The organism is Pararobbsia alpina, from assembly GCF_965118125.1.
GTDB classification, from domain to species: domain Bacteria; phylum Pseudomonadota; class Gammaproteobacteria; order Burkholderiales; family Burkholderiaceae; genus Pararobbsia; species Pararobbsia alpina_A.
Map to the genome: position 1 here is coordinate 2,307,664 of NZ_OZ221287.1, position 15,577 is coordinate 2,323,240.

The window sequence follows — 15,577 nt, forward strand, 5'->3', positions numbered from 1 at the left end:
CCGGCGTGACAACGAACTCCTACGGTGCTATCGCTGGCGCAGATGGCAGCGCTGAGGCGTCGATGCCGATCGCTGCGGCCCCGGCCGACGCTCAAGACGACTACGTCGCCAACGACGCCGCACTGAGTCAGGTCTTCGACGGGCTCGCGGCTTCCCTCGGCAAGCCGATTGTGGTCAGCCCACCGGTTCGCCGCAAACGCGTAACCGGGCGATTCGATTTTGCGCACCCCAGGCGAGTGCTTGACCGCGTATGCGCCGATCTCGGCCTTGTGTCGTACTTTGACGGCAACGTGATCTACGTCTACGACATGTCTGAACTGACCAATGCGGTGGGCACGCTGAAGTGGATCGATGTGGGGGCGCTGCGACGCTTTCTTTCGGATTCGGGTATCGCATCGACGACGTTCCCGATTCGTGGCACGGCGACGTCGCAGACGTTCTACGTCGCGGGCCCCCCGGTTTATGTCGACGCCGTGCTCGCCGCCGCGCGTTACCTCGATCACGCGAAGCTGGATACGGGACTCGAAGCGCAAGGCGTGAAGGTCATCTCGCTCAAGCACACCTTCGTCCGTGACCGGGTGTTCAAGCTCCGTGACCAGACCGTCAAGATTCCGGGCATCGCGACCGTGCTGGCCGACATGCTCGACGAAACCGCCAACGCCGGGCGTGGCGCGGAGCTGGCTCTGGCGCAGGCCACCGGCGGCGACATCGACCCCGGCGGCAACGCTGACGTGGTGAAGCGGATCGCAAACGGCACGGGAGCGTCGACGAACTCGACCGGCTTCACAGAAAGAGGCTATCCCATTTCATCCGGGGAACAGACGGGGCGTTCGCCGGCCCCTTTGCCGTTTTCGCTGCCCGGATTCGATCCCGTGGCGGGAGGACGTCTTCGGGCCGGATCCCGGGCGATACGTATTTCACAGCGCCCCGTTGTACTCGCCTATCCGGACACCAATAGTCTGCTGGTTCAGGGCAGCCCCGAAGAAGTGACGTACCTGTCCCAGCTGGTCGAACAACTGGATATCGAAAAGACTCAGATCGAATTGTCACTCTGGATCATTGATATCAACCAGACGACACTCGAGCAACTCGGGGTCAGCTGGCAGGGGGGCTTCAACAGCGGTCTGGTCGGCATGACGTTCAACGGATCCGCCGCCGTGCCGGCAGGTGGCCTGAGCACACTCGACGGCGCGCGCTTTCTTGCGGCCGTTTCCGCGCTCAATCAGAAAGGTGAGGCGCAGATTGTCTCGCGTCCGCTGATCCTGACTCAGGAAAACGTACCGGCGGTCTTCGACAACAACACGACGTTCTACTTCGAAATGATCGGCGAACGCGTGGCTAACCTGGCTGAAACAACTTACGGGACGATGGTCAGTGTGATCCCTCGTCTCGCGGTCGATCACAGCGATATCGAGATGATTCTTGATATCGAAGACGGGAACGGCAACCCGTCTAACGGGGGCACCACCGACTCGTCCGGTGATGCAAGCAAGACAACAACGCTGCCCGTGGTCAGCCGTACTCACATCAATACGGTGGCACGCGTGCCACGCGAGATGAGTTTGCTGATCGGGGGATATACGCGCCACGAGGTGAGCCAGGGTGATGCCGGCATTCCGGTGCTTTCGAGCATTCCGTTGCTGGGCAATCTGTTTCGTTCCCGCAATACGAAGGCGAGTGACCAGGTGCGCGTGTTTCTGATTCAGCCGCGCGTACTTGCAAGCCGCGAAATATGGCGCGGGGGGCTTCAAGGTACGCATGCCGAGATCGCACCGGGCGTGTCGGCACTCGATGCGGCGGAGCAACTGCGAGCCGACGTGGCAGCGAGCGCCGGCAAGGATCCGTATCGCATGCGCGCCGTCCCGGGCGCCGCTGCATCCGATCCGGTATCCGTCGACGGGCACGACTCGCCCGCTGGAGCGCCGCGATGAGCACGCCTCTCACGACCGGCCTGCGCACAAGCACTCGTACCGTGACGCTGCAACGCACGGGCACGAGTGAGCGCGCCGCACAGCGTTCACAGACGACCGACGCTGCACATCTCGATGCCGCGTCGGTCACCGAACTCAGTGAGGAGGCCGGCGAAGCGTCAGGGCCGCGATGGCGTGCACGGCGCTACGCAAGTGCCCATATTCTTGCGCAAGACGCGGAAGAGCGTATGAACACGCTGCTGCAAAAGTTTGTCGACGCGCCGCCTGGCCAGCCCGAAGCAGCATTCGATCTTGCCACGAGCGTGTTCGATGACCCTTCGGATGTGTTTGCAGCGCTCGATCAACTGAGTCAACGCGAAGAGCTCGCACCGTTTGCCGACGTCCTTGCACAAGCACAGGAGTTTTTGACTTCTGTGGCATCCCCGCAATGGATCGTAGCCGGGCTCGACGTTGCGTTGCAGGCGAAAGAGCACGCCGCGGCGACCGGTGTCCCCGCCGTTGATCTGCGAAGCGAATGCCGGCGTCTTATCGCGTCAATCGAAGAAGTGCATTGCGTTTTTGAAGACTGGATACGCCAATATGATGAGCGCCGTCGACGCATCATCGTGCAGTTCGTGTCGGACGAAGGAGAAGCGATGCTCTGGACTCGAGGATGGAGCGCATCGGCCTGGGACGTCGACGGACTGCGGTTGCGACTTCAGCTCCTTCGGCGGCTGACCGGCTCGGAACAGGCCTTTGTTGCGCCGCTTCGGGCGCTCGCGGCCCGGCGAATGATTCGATTTGCGGTGCATGCCGATGCCGCGCTTGCGCTGTTGTATATCGGCATCGTCTCGGGAGAGGTCACGGCCGACTCCATCGTGCGCTGGCTTGATTCGCTGGGCATCGATTCACCCGGGCGTTGTGCGGTGATGTCGTCTGCGGTGCTGGGCGCCGTGAAGATGATCGGGCACGATGTGTTTGTCGATGCCGCGAGCCGGGGCACGCTCATCGCGCGCTTCGAGGCCATTCTTGGCGATCTGTCCGATCGCGAGCGCGCCGCGCGGCGAGGTCTGATCCGGACGGGGTGCGCATGACGACCTGGATCGCATCGCTTGGCGCGCGCATCGGAGCGCGCAACGATCTGCTTGTGATCGCGCTGATCGTGATGATCGTCGCGATGCTGATCGTTCCGCTGCCGACGGTACTGGTCGATTGCCTGATCGCTGCCAACATCGTGCTCGCACTGCTGATTTTCGTCAGCACGTTCTACGTCAAGACAGTCATCGAGTTTTCGTCATTTCCGGCCGTGCTGCTGGTCACGACGCTGTTCAGACTGGCTTTGTCGATCAGTACGACGCGCCTGATTCTGCTGCAGGGCGATGCCGGCCAGATCATTACGACCTTCGGCGAATTCGTGGTCGGCGACAACCTGGTGGTCGGCATCGTGATTTTTGCCATTGTGACGATCGTGCAGTTTATCGTCATCACGAAGGGCGCGGAGCGCATCGCTGAAGTGGTTGCACGGTTTTCGCTGGACGCGATGCCCGGCAAGCAAATGAGTATCGACGGCGACGCACGCGCCGGCACGATCGACGCGAGTCAGGTCGAGGTTCGCCGGCGTCGCATCGAGCAGGAGAGCCAGTTGCATGGCGCGTTTGACGGGGCATTGAAGTTCGTCAAGGGCGATGCGATTGCCGGCATGATCATCATCTGCGTCAACATGATCGGCGGCATTGCGACCGGAACGCTGGTGCACGGCATGTCATTGTCCGACGCCGTCGCGACCTACTCGTTATTGAGTATCGGCGATGGACTGGTCGCACAGATTCCCGCGTTGCTGATCTCAGTGGGGGCGGGGTTTATCGTGACCCGGGTGTCGAACGACGAAGGCAATCTTGGCCAGAAAATGGTCGCAGAGCTCGCATCGCAACCCACTGTGCTCGCGATCTGTGCCGCACTCTCGCTCGCGATTGGTCTGCTCCCGGGCTTCCCTTTCGCCGCCTTCGCGACGCTGGCGGGCGTGTTGCTCATGGCGTATGTGTATCGACGGCACATCGAGACGCCGGGGGCGGGCGCGACGGCGCGGCAGTCAGGCTCAACGCATGAGGCCGGCGGCGAGGGCGCACAGGGCGGTGCACCGAGGCCACTTGTCCTGCAAGTGTCTCAGGAACTGCGGGGCGACGCAGCGATTGCCGGTCTCGGCGAGCGTCTGGGACAGGCTGTACTGAACGAGCTCGGCATCGTCATACCGGAGGTGAGTGTCGACTTCGTCGCGATGGCGGAGACGGACCGTGTGCAGTTGCTGATTCACGAGATGCCCGCGGCGACGATCGGTCTTGCGTTCGGTCGCTGCCTGATTCCGGAGTTCGACCGCGGGCTACCTCTGAGCGACCTCGATTGTGTCGAACTTGTCGACCCGGACCCGGCGTGCGCGTCCGTGACAGGGACGGCATGGTGGGTGGCCGGGGCCGACAGCGAGCGCGTGCGTGCCCTCGGCTACGTCGTGGTCGACGCGCTTGACGCTCTCGAAGCACGTGTCGTAAGGCTTGTCGCGCGCAATATCCACGAGCTGTTCGGCGTTCAGGAAACGAAACATCTGCTCGACAGCGTCGAGCGTACCCATCCCGAGCTGCTCAAGGAAACCTATCGTCACCTGCCGCTGATCCGGATCACGGAAATCATGCAGCGTCTGCTTGTGGAGTGCGTCCCCGTTCGCAACACGCGCCTCGTGCTCGAAGCCATCGCGTTGTGGGCCCCGAGGGAGAAGGATGCACTGGTCCTGGCCGAACACGTGCGCGCCTCGTTGGCAAAGACCATCAGTGCCCGGTTTCTCTCCGACCGCACAAAGCGAATCATTCTGGTGGCTCCCGAGAGCGAAGAGCGTGTGCGGGCTTCGATCCGCCAGGTGGCTGCAGGGGCCTTCCTTCAGATGGCGCCAGAAGATTCGCAGGCGTTTATCGAGGCGGTCGAACATCGCATCGATGGCCTTCGCCTGCGCCGGGTATCGAACGCCGTGCTGCTTTGCGCGGTTGACATCAGGCGCTTCGTCAAAAAGCTGGTTGAGCGCCGGTTTCCCGATCTCGACGTCGTGTCGTTTGCCGAAGTGTCCGACAGCGTTCAGATCGATATCGCAGCGAGTATCTAATTTTAGGGAGGTCATGCATGCACGTGGACGTTGTTGCTTTGCTCGAAGACGGGTTGCGTTCGGTCGGGAGGCAATCGTTGTTATCTCCAGGGCTCGAGGCGCATTCGACGATTGCGCTCGACTTCGCCGACACGGCCTCGATCATGATCGACCAGATCGACGGGCAGGTCTGGCTCAGCGCTGCACTCGATGTCACCGATCAACGCTGGGAAAGCGCTGCAGGCGCCGTGCTGGCGTGCGTGAGCGAACAGTCTGAATTCATCGCAAGTCGTGCACCGGCGGTATTCAAACGCTCTGGCATGGTCGACCTCTATGCGTTGGTGAGTCCCGGTTACCTTGAGGATTCTGCGACGTTCATGCGTGCGCTCGAAGGCTTTCAAAACCGTGTCAGGCTGCTTGTCGAGGCACTTGCGTGAGTGTCCCGGGCGCGAATCTGCCGATCTGGCCTCGAACCGTCAGGCGCGCGGCGCGCCTGCGCCGGCTCCGCGGACCTGTGATCGATGCGTCGCTGACCGACGTCTGTATCGGTGAGATCTGTGTGATCAGGAGCGAGGCGGGCAGCCGACACATCGTCGGTCGTGCCCAAGTTATCGGCTTTTCGGACGATGGCGCTGTCCTCGCCTTGCTCGGGACGGCACACGGGCTTTCGCGAGCAGCGGTGATTGAACCGACGGGCAGTCCGTTTTGCATTCGCGTCTCCGGGGGGCTTCTCGGTACTGTCATCGATGCAAATGGTTCGGTGTGCGGCCATCTCGTCGGTGAAGACCACACGGTGGGAGATGCCGTCGACGCGGTCGTGACCGCGGTCGGCCCAGGTATCGGCGACGCAGCACCGGTTCAAACCGCGGCGGAGCAAACGCGTGTCGTCGAGACAACGCATCCCGTGGAAAAGCGCCCGGTCGTCGAGCCCTTCGAGACCGGAGTCCGGGTCATCGATGGTGTGCTCGGCGCAGGCATTGGCCAGCGCGTCGTGGTCCTTGCAGGCGCGGGTGTCGGGAAAACATCGCTGCTGCAGATGATCGCGTCCGCGCCCCGCGCCGATGTGGTCGTCATGTGCCTCGTCGGCGAGCGTGGACGCGAGGTGTCAGAAACCGTCGAACGTCTTCGCGAGGGACCGCGGCCAGCTCGTACCGTGCTCGTGAGAGCGACATCGGACGCACCCGCGGTCGAGCGTGTGGCAGCCGCAGGCAGTGCGATGACCGTCGCCGAATACTTTCGGGACGAGGGACTGCATGTCCTCCTCATCCTGGATTCGTTGACGCGGTACGCGCGCGCGTTGCGCGAGATCGCGCTGAGCGCGGGCGAGTTGCCGGCGCGGCACGGATATCCGGCCTCGGTGTTCGAGCGCCTTCCGTGTTTGCTCGAGCGCGCGGGGTGTGCAGGCCGGGGTGCGATCACCGCATTCTTCTCCGTGCTCGCAGATGACGACGACACCCTCGATCCGATCGCACACGAGGTCATGTCCATCGTCGATGGACACGTGGTGCTGTCGCGTCAGCTCGCCGGCGAGGGGCACTACCCGGCGGTCGACGTGAGTCGCAGTGTGAGCCGGGTGGCCGCTCGCGTGGGCACGCAAGCGGATTTCGATCGGGCGACCCGTGTGCGGCGCGTGCTGGCTCGTGCCGCGGAACTCGCGATGCTCGTCGACATGGGGGAATACAGGCCAGGCGTCGTACCGGAGGACGACTACGCGCTGGCGGCAGCGACCCGCTTGCGTGCCGTGCTGTCCCAGGTTCCTGGCGTGGTGGCCACGATGGCGGATACGAGGAAGGCGATCGATGGCGCGCTCTCCTGATTTGCGTCGCGTCCGTGCATTCCTCGTGCGCGTCGAGCATCGTGCGACGACGCACCTGAAAGCAGTCAGGGTCGCGCGCGAGCACCATGACGCGCTCGTCGCCGAGCGAGCGCGGAACGTGTCGGATGCACAAGTCGCCCGGGACGCGTTGTTTGAGCTTTTTCAACTTCGCGCCACAGTCGACAAACGCCGGCTCTTTGCGCTGCTGCATGAGGCGGGACAACTGCGGCACCGATGGCACGAAGCGAGTGCCCAAGTGGCGCTGCTCGACAGTGATATCGAACGGGCCCAGGCTCAAGTCGACGCGAGCCGCGCCGCCGCGTTAGCGGCGAGGCGACGAGCCGATCGGCTGAACGCGTGGTTTGCGATCGCCAGACGCAGGGCGGAGTTCGTCACCCTGCGCAGCGCACACGATCTGATTGAGGAGGATGCATGGAAGCACTGTCTGATGTGATGGAAACGTATTCGCGTTCGCAGGATCGCCGAGATTGGCCGAGCGAGGCGATGTCCATGAACCGACGCGTGCGCGAGGCCATGCGGTCGAAGCTCGAGGGGCGGACGAACACGGTCGCCGATCCGGGGCGGGAGAGAGAGACCGGGCGCTCAATGCCGCTGCGCCCGGCTGAATCCGAAAACCCGCAATTGCCCGTGTCGGGCGCGGCAGAGATCGATCGCGAAGTCACTGAACGCCCATCGCTTGAAGCGAACAGACGCGACGAGGAAGCGGGACGTGACGAAGATGAACAAGTCTGTGCGACGCAATCGCCGATGTGTTCAGGTCTTGCATCACCTTTCGCTGCACTTCGGTTCAGCAGCCACAACGAGCCGGAGCGTGGGGGGCAAACAGAATGCGGTCTCGCTGACGGTGTCGTTGGAGTTTCTGCGGGAGCGGGGGCCGGCGAAAACATGTGTGCCGCCGTCGTTGGCGAAACGACGCTGGCGGGTGATCGTGGGGGAGTCCTGCCGTCCGTCGACGAATATGCATCGTCGGCGCAACACGCAGATGGCACGGATGGGAATGGTGCATCCGCACTCGATCATGCGTCACCGGATTCGACGCTCGCGCGCGATGCAACGAATGCTGCGCCTGCGTGGTCGCCCAACGGCGGACAACTCCCCACGGCCGAAGCGCATGTCCCTCAGGCTCCGGTGCCCCAGCGCCGGGAGACTCGCCTGTCCCGACAAGCGCCGCCGGTATTGCTCGATGACGATGTCGGATTCACGTTCAATTTCTCCGGACTCAATGGTCAGCCGAGCGCGACGGTGAAACTCGATACGTCGGCACTGAGGCCGAACGTTCACATTGCGACCGAAGACGCGGGGCTCTTTAGCGCTTTGATCGAAGGCAGTGATCGTCTTGACAGCGAGGTGAGGATCGATGGTGAGGAATCCGCTGTGTTGCCACACGGACACAGCGCATCGTGACGGAACGAGCTCAAAGCGGGATGGCTCAGGATGAGGGCGCGCGGGGCGTGCTCCGGTTGATGCGATGCCGAGGCCGCGACGAGCTCCGTTGCATTCAGCTCGCAGCCGCATTGAAAGCGTCGGGCTGCGACGCGTGGCATGAACGCAGACCGCATGCGCATCGCTCGATTGCCGCGAGTGTCGAGCTTGGATCCGTACGTATCGACGTGTCGGTCGATGTCGACACAGGGTGGGGCCCGGGAACGAGCGCAAACGCACGCATCGCGTTTCAGGCGATCGATTCGATGTATCTGCTTGCGTGGTTTGCGGACAGCATTCAGTCGCAGCGCGTCACGGTGGGCATGCACATGTTGCGTCATTGGCGTGCCGAAGCGGTCGAGTCGTCACGTCAGGCTTCGTGGTGTGTCGTCGCACGTACCAGCGCCGGGTGGTATCTCACGATCCGCGCGTGGCCCGAAGCGTTGCCCGGGGCAATGGAAGTGCGGATGCCGGTGCCGGCGTGGAGCGATGCGCTGCGTGTCGACGTGACCCTCAGCGCGGGACGCAGCTGCATGGCCCGCAAACGGTACAGGGATCTTGAATGTGGCGATGCGATTCTCGTGCAGTCGATCGACTGGCTCGCCAGGATCGGGTACACGGCAATTGGCAGGTTCACGATGGAAGAGGAGTGTTGCAAATTGATTCTGTTCGGCGAGAACGACCCGATGGGACCGCGTGAGCATGTGCACGACGAGGCGGATTCCGAAGCCGGCGCTGACGCCGGCGTACGAACCATTCCGGGGCGCGGTAGGGTCGAGGGGCAGCCTCTGCCAGCTCCCGGACTGGACGACCTGCCGGTTCACCTCGAGTTCGTTCTGGATCGCGTGACCATGAAATTGGCGGACTTGCGCCGGATGGGTCCGGGCACGGCATTCGCGATTCAGCGTGGCAGTCGTCAGCGTGCAGATCAGGAACCGCGCTTCACGGTGCTGCTGCGCGCAGGGGAGCAGACGATCGGCGAAGGCGAACTCGTTGAAGTCGACGGCGCACTGGCGGTCGAGGTGACACGTATCGATCTCGTCAACTGAGCGCCGTCAAATGCAGAATGAACTTGGGTTGATCGCCACCCTGGCGGTGGTATCGCTCGTTCCGTTTATCGTGACGACCGCCACGTGTTTTATCAAGATATCGATCGTTCTGTCGCTGGTTCGTAACGCGATCGGGCTGCAGAACGTCCCGTCGAACATGACACTCAACGGCATTTCACTGATGTTGTCGATGGCTGTCATGTGTCCCATTGCCCAGGGTGTCTACGCTTATTTGCAGCACCATCCACTCGATATCAGTGACAGGACGCAGCTCGAGCGCTTTTCGACGGAAGGGCTTGGCGAGTATCGCGAGTTTCTGTTTCGTCACACCCATCCGTCGCTGCTCGCCTACTTCGAAGGCGTGTCGACCCGCCTCGAATCACAGCAAGCAGAGGGCGGGGTGCACGAAGCGGAAGTCGGCGTTTTAGCGGGAGGCGCGCGTGCTGGCGCGTCCGATGCGGCGCAGGCTCGTGTGACTTCCACGCCGCTGACACCCGAGGACGCTTCGCTGTTTGCTTTGCTTCCGGCATACGCATTGAGTGAACTCGACGATGCATTCCGGATGGGATTTTATTTGTATCTGCCGTTCGTAGTTATCGATCTTGTTGTGTCCAGCGTATTGCTGGCACTTGGCATGATGATGATGAGTCCCGTGTCGATCTCGATTCCGATCAAGCTCGTGTTGTTCATTGCCATGGATGGCTGGTCGATGCTCGGCCGGGGGCTCGTTGACGCCTACATCGCTCATCCATGAGCCACATCGCCGCTATCCATGAACGAAATCATCCACGCGGGGCAGCAGGCGATCTGGCTCGTAGTCGAGCTGTCGGCCTGGCCCGTCGTCATCGCGACCGCCATTGGCCTGCTCGTTGGAGCCATGCAGACGGTCATTCAATTGCAGGAGCAGACGTTGCCGTTTGGGTTCAAACTCTTCGGCGTTGGTGTATGCGTCTACATCGGGTCGGGTTGGGCGGGGAAGACTTTGATCATCTGGTCGACCGAACTGGTCAGGCTTGCGCTTCGGCCGACGGGCTCATGGTAGGGACGGCACCCCATGATTGACATCGCCGGGTGGGCGCCGGCATGGGTTCACGGGCAAGGGCAGGCCTTGATTCGGCTCGCACTCGCTTATGCACGCGTCGCGCCCGTGTGTCTGATGCTTCCGTTCTTCAACGAACGCGTGCTGGGCCGGGGCGTCCTGCGCCAGTCGCTGGTGATTGTCGTCGCAATCGCGCTATGGCCGTCGATCCGGGCCGCGTCGGCGGGTTTGCCTGACAACGTCGGAGCGCTTCTCGGTCAGATCGCACGCGAAGGGGGTATTGGCATCTCGATTGGCGTGACACTCGCGATGCCATTCTGGATTTGCATGGGCGCCGGAGAGCTGATCGACAACCAGCGTGGCGCGACGCTGAGCGATGTGCTCGACCCGGCGCATGGTGTCGAAGTCTCGACGTTCGGTGCGTTCATGAGTGTCTTCGCAACCGCGGCGTTTTTGGCGAATGATGGCATGCGGATCATTCTTGAAACGCTGGATCGCAGCTACTTAGAGTTTGGTGCGCAACGCGGTCCGTCGATCGACTGGTTGGCCTACATCCGGTTTCTTGATGTGCTCTCGCGCGACGCATTGCGTTTGAGCGGTCCTGTCGTGGCCGCGATGTTTCTGACCGAGGTCGTGCTCGGGACGTTGTCACGGTTCGCGACCCAAATGGGCATCTTCGCGCTTGCGTTTTCCATCAAAAGTCTCGTGGCCTTCGTGGTTTTTGTCCTTTACTTCGGCCCGGCCGTCTCACGTCTGTTTGGCGCGCTCGGAGAGGCGATGCACGGATTGCGGTTTGCACCATGAGCGAAAAGACCGAGCTGCCGACCGAACACAAACGCCGTGAGGCCGCAAAAAAAGGCCAGGTGTTCAATCCGCGCGATCTGTGCGACTGGATTTCGCTCAGTATGGGTATTGCGTGGCTGACAGCAGGCACGGATTGGTCAGCGTTGCTCGCTCCGCTTCGTCATATGCGAGGCGACGCTGCCAGGTTGAATGTGCATGCGTTGATTCACGATTGCGCCACTGCGGCGATTGGAATCGTCGCACCCTTGCTCGTGATTGTGGTTGTCACGCCGGCCGCTTTCTCGCTGTGCGCGAGCAGATTCGAACTCGCCTCTGAGGCACTCGTGCCGGACATCAGCCGTCTCGACCCGATCAAGGGTTTCGGGCGCATCTTCTCGTTGCGTTCAATTAACCAGTTGGTCTGTGCGCTCGCTTATTGCGCGGCCGCGGGCACTGCCGTCAGGATCTTCGCGCACTTGTGCGGCCGCGATGTCTTCGGGCTTGTGCTGGCGGACCCGGCGAGTGGCAAGGCGCTGTGGATGCACATCGTTGTCGTGCCGCTCTCGGTGACGCTTGCGTGCGTGCTTCCTGTGTGCCTGCTGCATGCATTCTGCGAGCGCCGCTTGCATACACGCGAACTCCGCATGGAAAAGCGTGAGGTCAAGCAGGAAATGCGGGATCACGAGGGTAAGCCCGAAGTGCGCGCGCGCCGCAGAGACTTGCTGTTCGAATTGCTCGATGCGCAGACGCGTCACGACATTTCCGATTCGAGGTTCGTACTCGCCAACCCGACGCATATCGCGGTGGGTATCTATTTCAACGAGACGCTGATCGCATGGCCGTTTGTGTCGGTGCGGGAGACGAACCGTCGCGCGCTTGCCGTTATCGACTACGCCGAATCGATTGGCGTTCCGGTCATTCGCAACCGTCGCCTCGCGAGAGCGGTCTATCAGGCGTCGCGCCGCTATGGCTTTGTCAGTGACTCAGTGGTCGACGAGCTGCTGCGCATCGTGACATGGCTGGCCGATGTCGAGAACGCCCAAATGACGGATGCCCCGGCAACGGAGTCGAAAGAAATCGTTGGCGCTGGCGATGCTCAAGGCAATCATGATGAGTTTATGCAAGCCGGTCCGGAATGCCGAACATAGAGTTGGGTGTCGAATATGCGGCGGATGCGTGGCACCGACTTCGCATCCGAAGTCGATGAGGCAACAGGAGAGAAAACCACAGTGATGCACCGGCCTAGCGATGATTCGGCTTCATGCGACGACGACGGCGTACCTGCTAGCAACCGTTCGTGTGCCGTCGGGTCAACAGCACCTGGCGGTATCGAAGAGGCGGAGATGCGGCATACCGATGCACTTCAGGCGGGCTCTTCGTTGCGGGAGTTGCCAGCGATTCCTGCACAGGTCATGAATGGCATTCATGCCTACGCCTACGAGTTCTATCAACAAGGGCGTCTTGATGAAGCCGAAGCGTTTTTCCGCTTCCTCTGTCTTTACGATTTCTACAACGCTGACTACGCGATGGGGCTTGCCGCTGTGTTTCAACTGCAGGGGCGGCATCGACAGGCCATTGATCTTTACGGCGTGGCGATGCGTCTGGGCTTTACCGATCCCACTCCGGTGTTCCACGCGGGGCAATGCTTTCTGAAGCTCGGGGAAATCGAAGACGCTCGCGAGTGCTTTGCCTATGTGCTCGCCGAGACAGATGACGGGGTGCTCAGGGAGCGCGCTGATGCGTACCTGGTTTCGATAGGTGGCCCCCCGCAGCGCGACGACATGATGCCTGCGGGTCCGTTTCAGTCTGATGTGATCGGAGATAGGGATGAGTGATTCGACCGTTTCGTTGCCCAATTCGGGCAGAGGGATGCCATGGGCACTGAATACAGCGCGGCCTCAAACCGCGCGTGTCGCAGAGCGCGACGCTCTGCACTCGGTTGCCCAAGCCCGCGTGAGTGGGGTAACTACGGCGTCTTGTGTGGAGTCTGTTACAAAATCACCCATCCCTGAGGCGTGGTTTGTGCAACGAAAGGCATTGGATGACATGGTCGAGGGTGCCAGGCCCGTATCGGCATATCGGCCGGAGAGCGGTGCGATCTCCGCTCCATCGTTTGTCGTGTCGGCGACCGATACGGAGCGAGGAGAACAACCGTTGACGGGTGCGATGGAACTGGTAGCGCTCGTGCTGCAGTTCCAGCAGCTTGTGAGTGAAATGAACCTCACGCAGATGTCGCAGACGTCGACATTTGTGACCCAGATGCTCAACGCCCAACGCGACGAAGCGTTGTCGCAGGCGAAACAGGCTGCCGAGCAAATCGAGCATGCGTCGAAAATCCAGAAACATCTTGGCTGGGTCAGCAAGCTGTTGACGTGGATCGTGACGATTGTCAGCCTGATTTCGGCAGTCTTCACCGGCGGTGCTTCGCTGGCGATCGCGGTGGCGATGGTGGCGGTGACCATCGCAGATCAGATCGTCGAGTCGGCGACAGGGAAGTCGCCGATTGCCACCGCGGTCAATGCCGTACTTTCGCCGATCGTGACGAAGCTGGGCGAGCTGATCGCGAAGTGTCTCGAATGGTGTGGCACCGCAAAGGACAAGGCAGAGAACGTTGCACACTGGATCGCCGCTGTCACCGTCATGGTCGGTGTCATCGTGCTGACGCTCGTCAGTCCGAGCGCGTTCAAGGCGTTGTCAAAGAGGATCGGGCCGCTGGTGTCGAACGTCGCGGAGCGACTCTCGGCAAGCGCTGCGCGCGTGTTGCCTTCGGCGCTGCGATCTGCAGGGCAACAGACGACGGCGCTCTGCAAGCGCCTCGTCGACACCATGCTTCAGCGAGTGTGCGGAGATGCAGACAGGGTCGCGGCTGCAGCGTTGCGTTGGGAGCGAGCGGCCATCGTGACTCAGACGCTGACACCGACAGTCATTGGCGCAAGCGGGGTCGTCGTTGCGTCGGCAAATCGGAAAGCCATGATCTCGCAGGCGTCCTATTCGCAGCTCAACACGTCGTCACACACCCTTGAAGATGTGCTCAAGGACGTCACTGAGCTTTATTCCGAGTCGCTGGAACGGGCGACCGCCTTGATCGAGAGTGCGAGCGACATCCTGACGCAAGAGCGACGGGTTAGTGCCAGCATCGCTCGTGGGATGTTTCGCGCGGCATGAGGCAAAACGTTTGCCGTAACGCGTGAATGCACGTGTTAGTGCGCATTTTGGGTGAAGCCCAATTGCTGGTCCTCTGGATTCAGCTTATTTTGTAAGGAGAGCGACATGACTACAGCCGTGCAATTTCATCCGGTGCTTCCCGGCATGATTCCCCACGCACCGAAGGTGGAAGCTCAAGCCGAGTGGGATGACCCGCAATGGCGGCGCCTTGAAACGGTGGACAGTGCTCAGGCAGATCCATTGTCCTCCGCTGAAACGTCTTCTTTTGAAACCTTTATCTGCCTGCTTGCCCTGATCGTCAAAACGCTGCAAATCTCGCAGACCACGGCAAAGCAGCGAAGCGCGGGCTTTTCGATTCTCGCGCAAGAGCAGAACAATCAGCGCAAGGAGGAAACGATCTCGTCCGCCAATAAGGAACTGGGCGCGGCGTTCCTGAGCCTGGGCGCCATCGCGGGCATGTCTGCGATGGGGGGGCTGTCGCAATACAAAGGTACTGTGAACCGACAGGAGAGTGTGTCATTGCGCGGCGAACTCGAACAGTCAGCACGGAAGGCGGCGTTGCCATCCTCGTCTCCTGAGCGTGAGATACCGGTGATGAATGGCTCGCCTTTTTCGACTCAGCAGGCAGACGACATCGCCTTGCTTTCGTCCGGGCGACAGCCGTCGCAATCTTCAGCCGTGCGGCCCATGGACGAACTCGACAACGCGTTGTCGTCGCGGTCGCCAGTGTCAGGCGGTCAACCTTCTGGTGCAAACGCATCGGCAGACCGCACGGGGCAATTCGTCCACGCGCAGCGCGACGCGGATGGAGCGCCGCCGACTGCTGCGGCACCGTCCACCCCTTCAGTGTCCGCCACGTCAGCGTCAGAGCCGGCGTCGACGCCAACGCTGTCGGACGCGCAAAGGGAAGACATGCTGCAAAGGGCAGATCAGCTCGAACTCAGCGCGGCGCGCTACGGCGCCTCGGGTAGCGCGTTCAGCACGTGCGCAATGGCTGCGGGCCACGTGCTGGGCAGCGGCATGCAGATCGCTGCCGCGCAGGATCGTGCGAACAGTGAGATGAGCAGGACAGCGGCTGAAAACACGACCGCGGTCAACGCCTCGTTGAGCGATGATTCGCGCGTCACGCGCGATGCTTCAGGCCGTTGCATTTCGACGATCGCCGAGGCGCTTCGGTCATCCGAGCGTGTCGGCCAGGCCGTTGCAGGTCATATGTAACCGCAATCCTCGAGGACTCTCAATGACAAT

The 15,577-nt window shown here is 61.8% G+C and carries 15 protein-coding genes; all 15 read left to right on the top strand.

The window, feature by feature from the left end; genetic code table 11:
* Positions 1 to 5: 5 nt before the first annotated feature.
* On the top strand, positions 6 to 1,931 hold the full coding sequence (gene sctC, locus ACMFWR_RS10070) for a type III secretion system outer membrane ring subunit SctC (protein WP_413191536.1): 1,926 nt from the start codon (positions 6 to 8) through the stop codon (positions 1,929 to 1,931).
* Positions 1,928 to 3,004: an HrpJ domain-containing protein gene (locus tag ACMFWR_RS10075; RefSeq protein WP_413191537.1), complete on the top strand. Its 1,077-nt coding sequence runs from the start codon at positions 1,928 to 1,930 to the stop codon at positions 3,002 to 3,004. Before sctC ends, ACMFWR_RS10075 begins: the two co-directional genes overlap by 4 nt.
* A complete protein-coding gene (locus tag ACMFWR_RS10080) occupies positions 3,001 to 5,055 on the top strand; it encodes an EscV/YscV/HrcV family type III secretion system export apparatus protein (protein WP_413191538.1) in 2,055 nt (684 codons plus the stop codon). Before ACMFWR_RS10075 ends, ACMFWR_RS10080 begins: the two co-directional genes overlap by 4 nt.
* Before the next feature lie 17 nt (positions 5,056 to 5,072).
* A complete protein-coding gene (locus ACMFWR_RS10085; RefSeq protein WP_413191539.1) occupies positions 5,073 to 5,471 on the top strand; it encodes a hypothetical protein in 399 nt (132 codons plus the stop codon).
* Positions 5,468 to 6,850: an EscN/YscN/HrcN family type III secretion system ATPase gene (locus ACMFWR_RS10090; RefSeq protein ID WP_413191540.1), complete on the top strand. Its 1,383-nt coding sequence runs from the start codon at positions 5,468 to 5,470 to the stop codon at positions 6,848 to 6,850. The genes ACMFWR_RS10085 and ACMFWR_RS10090 overlap by 4 nt, the downstream gene beginning before the upstream one ends.
* The gene (locus tag ACMFWR_RS10095) at positions 6,834 to 7,304 is read left to right on the top strand and encodes a hypothetical protein (RefSeq protein ID WP_413191541.1); all 471 of its coding nucleotides are present in this window, start codon (positions 6,834 to 6,836) and stop codon (positions 7,302 to 7,304) included. Before ACMFWR_RS10090 ends, ACMFWR_RS10095 begins: the two co-directional genes overlap by 17 nt.
* Positions 7,283 to 8,275 (top strand): hypothetical protein, encoded by a 993-nt coding sequence (locus tag ACMFWR_RS10100; RefSeq protein ID WP_413191542.1) that lies wholly within the window; start codon positions 7,283 to 7,285, stop codon positions 8,273 to 8,275. The genes ACMFWR_RS10095 and ACMFWR_RS10100 overlap by 22 nt, the downstream gene beginning before the upstream one ends.
* A gap of 20 nt (positions 8,276 to 8,295) precedes the next feature.
* A complete protein-coding gene (locus tag ACMFWR_RS10105) occupies positions 8,296 to 9,342 on the top strand; it encodes a FliM/FliN family flagellar motor switch protein (protein WP_413191543.1) in 1,047 nt (348 codons plus the stop codon).
* Between the two features lie 10 nt (positions 9,343 to 9,352).
* The gene (locus ACMFWR_RS10110; protein WP_413191544.1) at positions 9,353 to 10,096 is read left to right on the top strand and encodes an EscR/YscR/HrcR family type III secretion system export apparatus protein; all 744 of its coding nucleotides are present in this window, start codon (positions 9,353 to 9,355) and stop codon (positions 10,094 to 10,096) included.
* 18 nt (positions 10,097 to 10,114) lie between these two features.
* Positions 10,115 to 10,384 carry a flagellar biosynthetic protein FliQ gene (locus tag ACMFWR_RS10115; RefSeq protein ID WP_413191545.1) on the top strand — a complete coding sequence of 90 codons (270 nt, stop codon included), beginning with the start codon at positions 10,115 to 10,117 and terminating at the stop codon, positions 10,382 to 10,384.
* Between the two features lie 12 nt (positions 10,385 to 10,396).
* Entirely contained in the window at positions 10,397 to 11,185 is a 789-nt protein-coding gene (gene sctT / locus ACMFWR_RS10120; RefSeq protein WP_413191546.1) for a type III secretion system export apparatus subunit SctT, read from the top strand.
* Entirely contained in the window at positions 11,182 to 12,312 is a 1,131-nt protein-coding gene (locus ACMFWR_RS10125) for an EscU/YscU/HrcU family type III secretion system export apparatus switch protein (RefSeq protein ID WP_413191547.1), read from the top strand. The genes sctT and ACMFWR_RS10125 overlap by 4 nt, the downstream gene beginning before the upstream one ends.
* Before the next feature lie 24 nt (positions 12,313 to 12,336).
* Positions 12,337 to 12,999, top strand: coding sequence for a SycD/LcrH family type III secretion system chaperone (locus ACMFWR_RS10130; RefSeq protein ID WP_413191548.1), 663 nt, complete (start codon positions 12,337 to 12,339; stop codon positions 12,997 to 12,999).
* Positions 13,000 to 13,210: 211 nt separating this feature from the next.
* The gene (gene sctE, locus ACMFWR_RS10135) at positions 13,211 to 14,329 is read left to right on the top strand and encodes a type III secretion system translocon subunit SctE (RefSeq protein WP_413194845.1); all 1,119 of its coding nucleotides are present in this window, start codon (positions 13,211 to 13,213) and stop codon (positions 14,327 to 14,329) included.
* A gap of 105 nt (positions 14,330 to 14,434) precedes the next feature.
* Positions 14,435 to 15,547, top strand: coding sequence for a hypothetical protein (locus ACMFWR_RS10140; RefSeq protein WP_413191549.1), 1,113 nt, complete (start codon positions 14,435 to 14,437; stop codon positions 15,545 to 15,547).
* Positions 15,548 to 15,577: the final 30 nt, after the last annotated feature.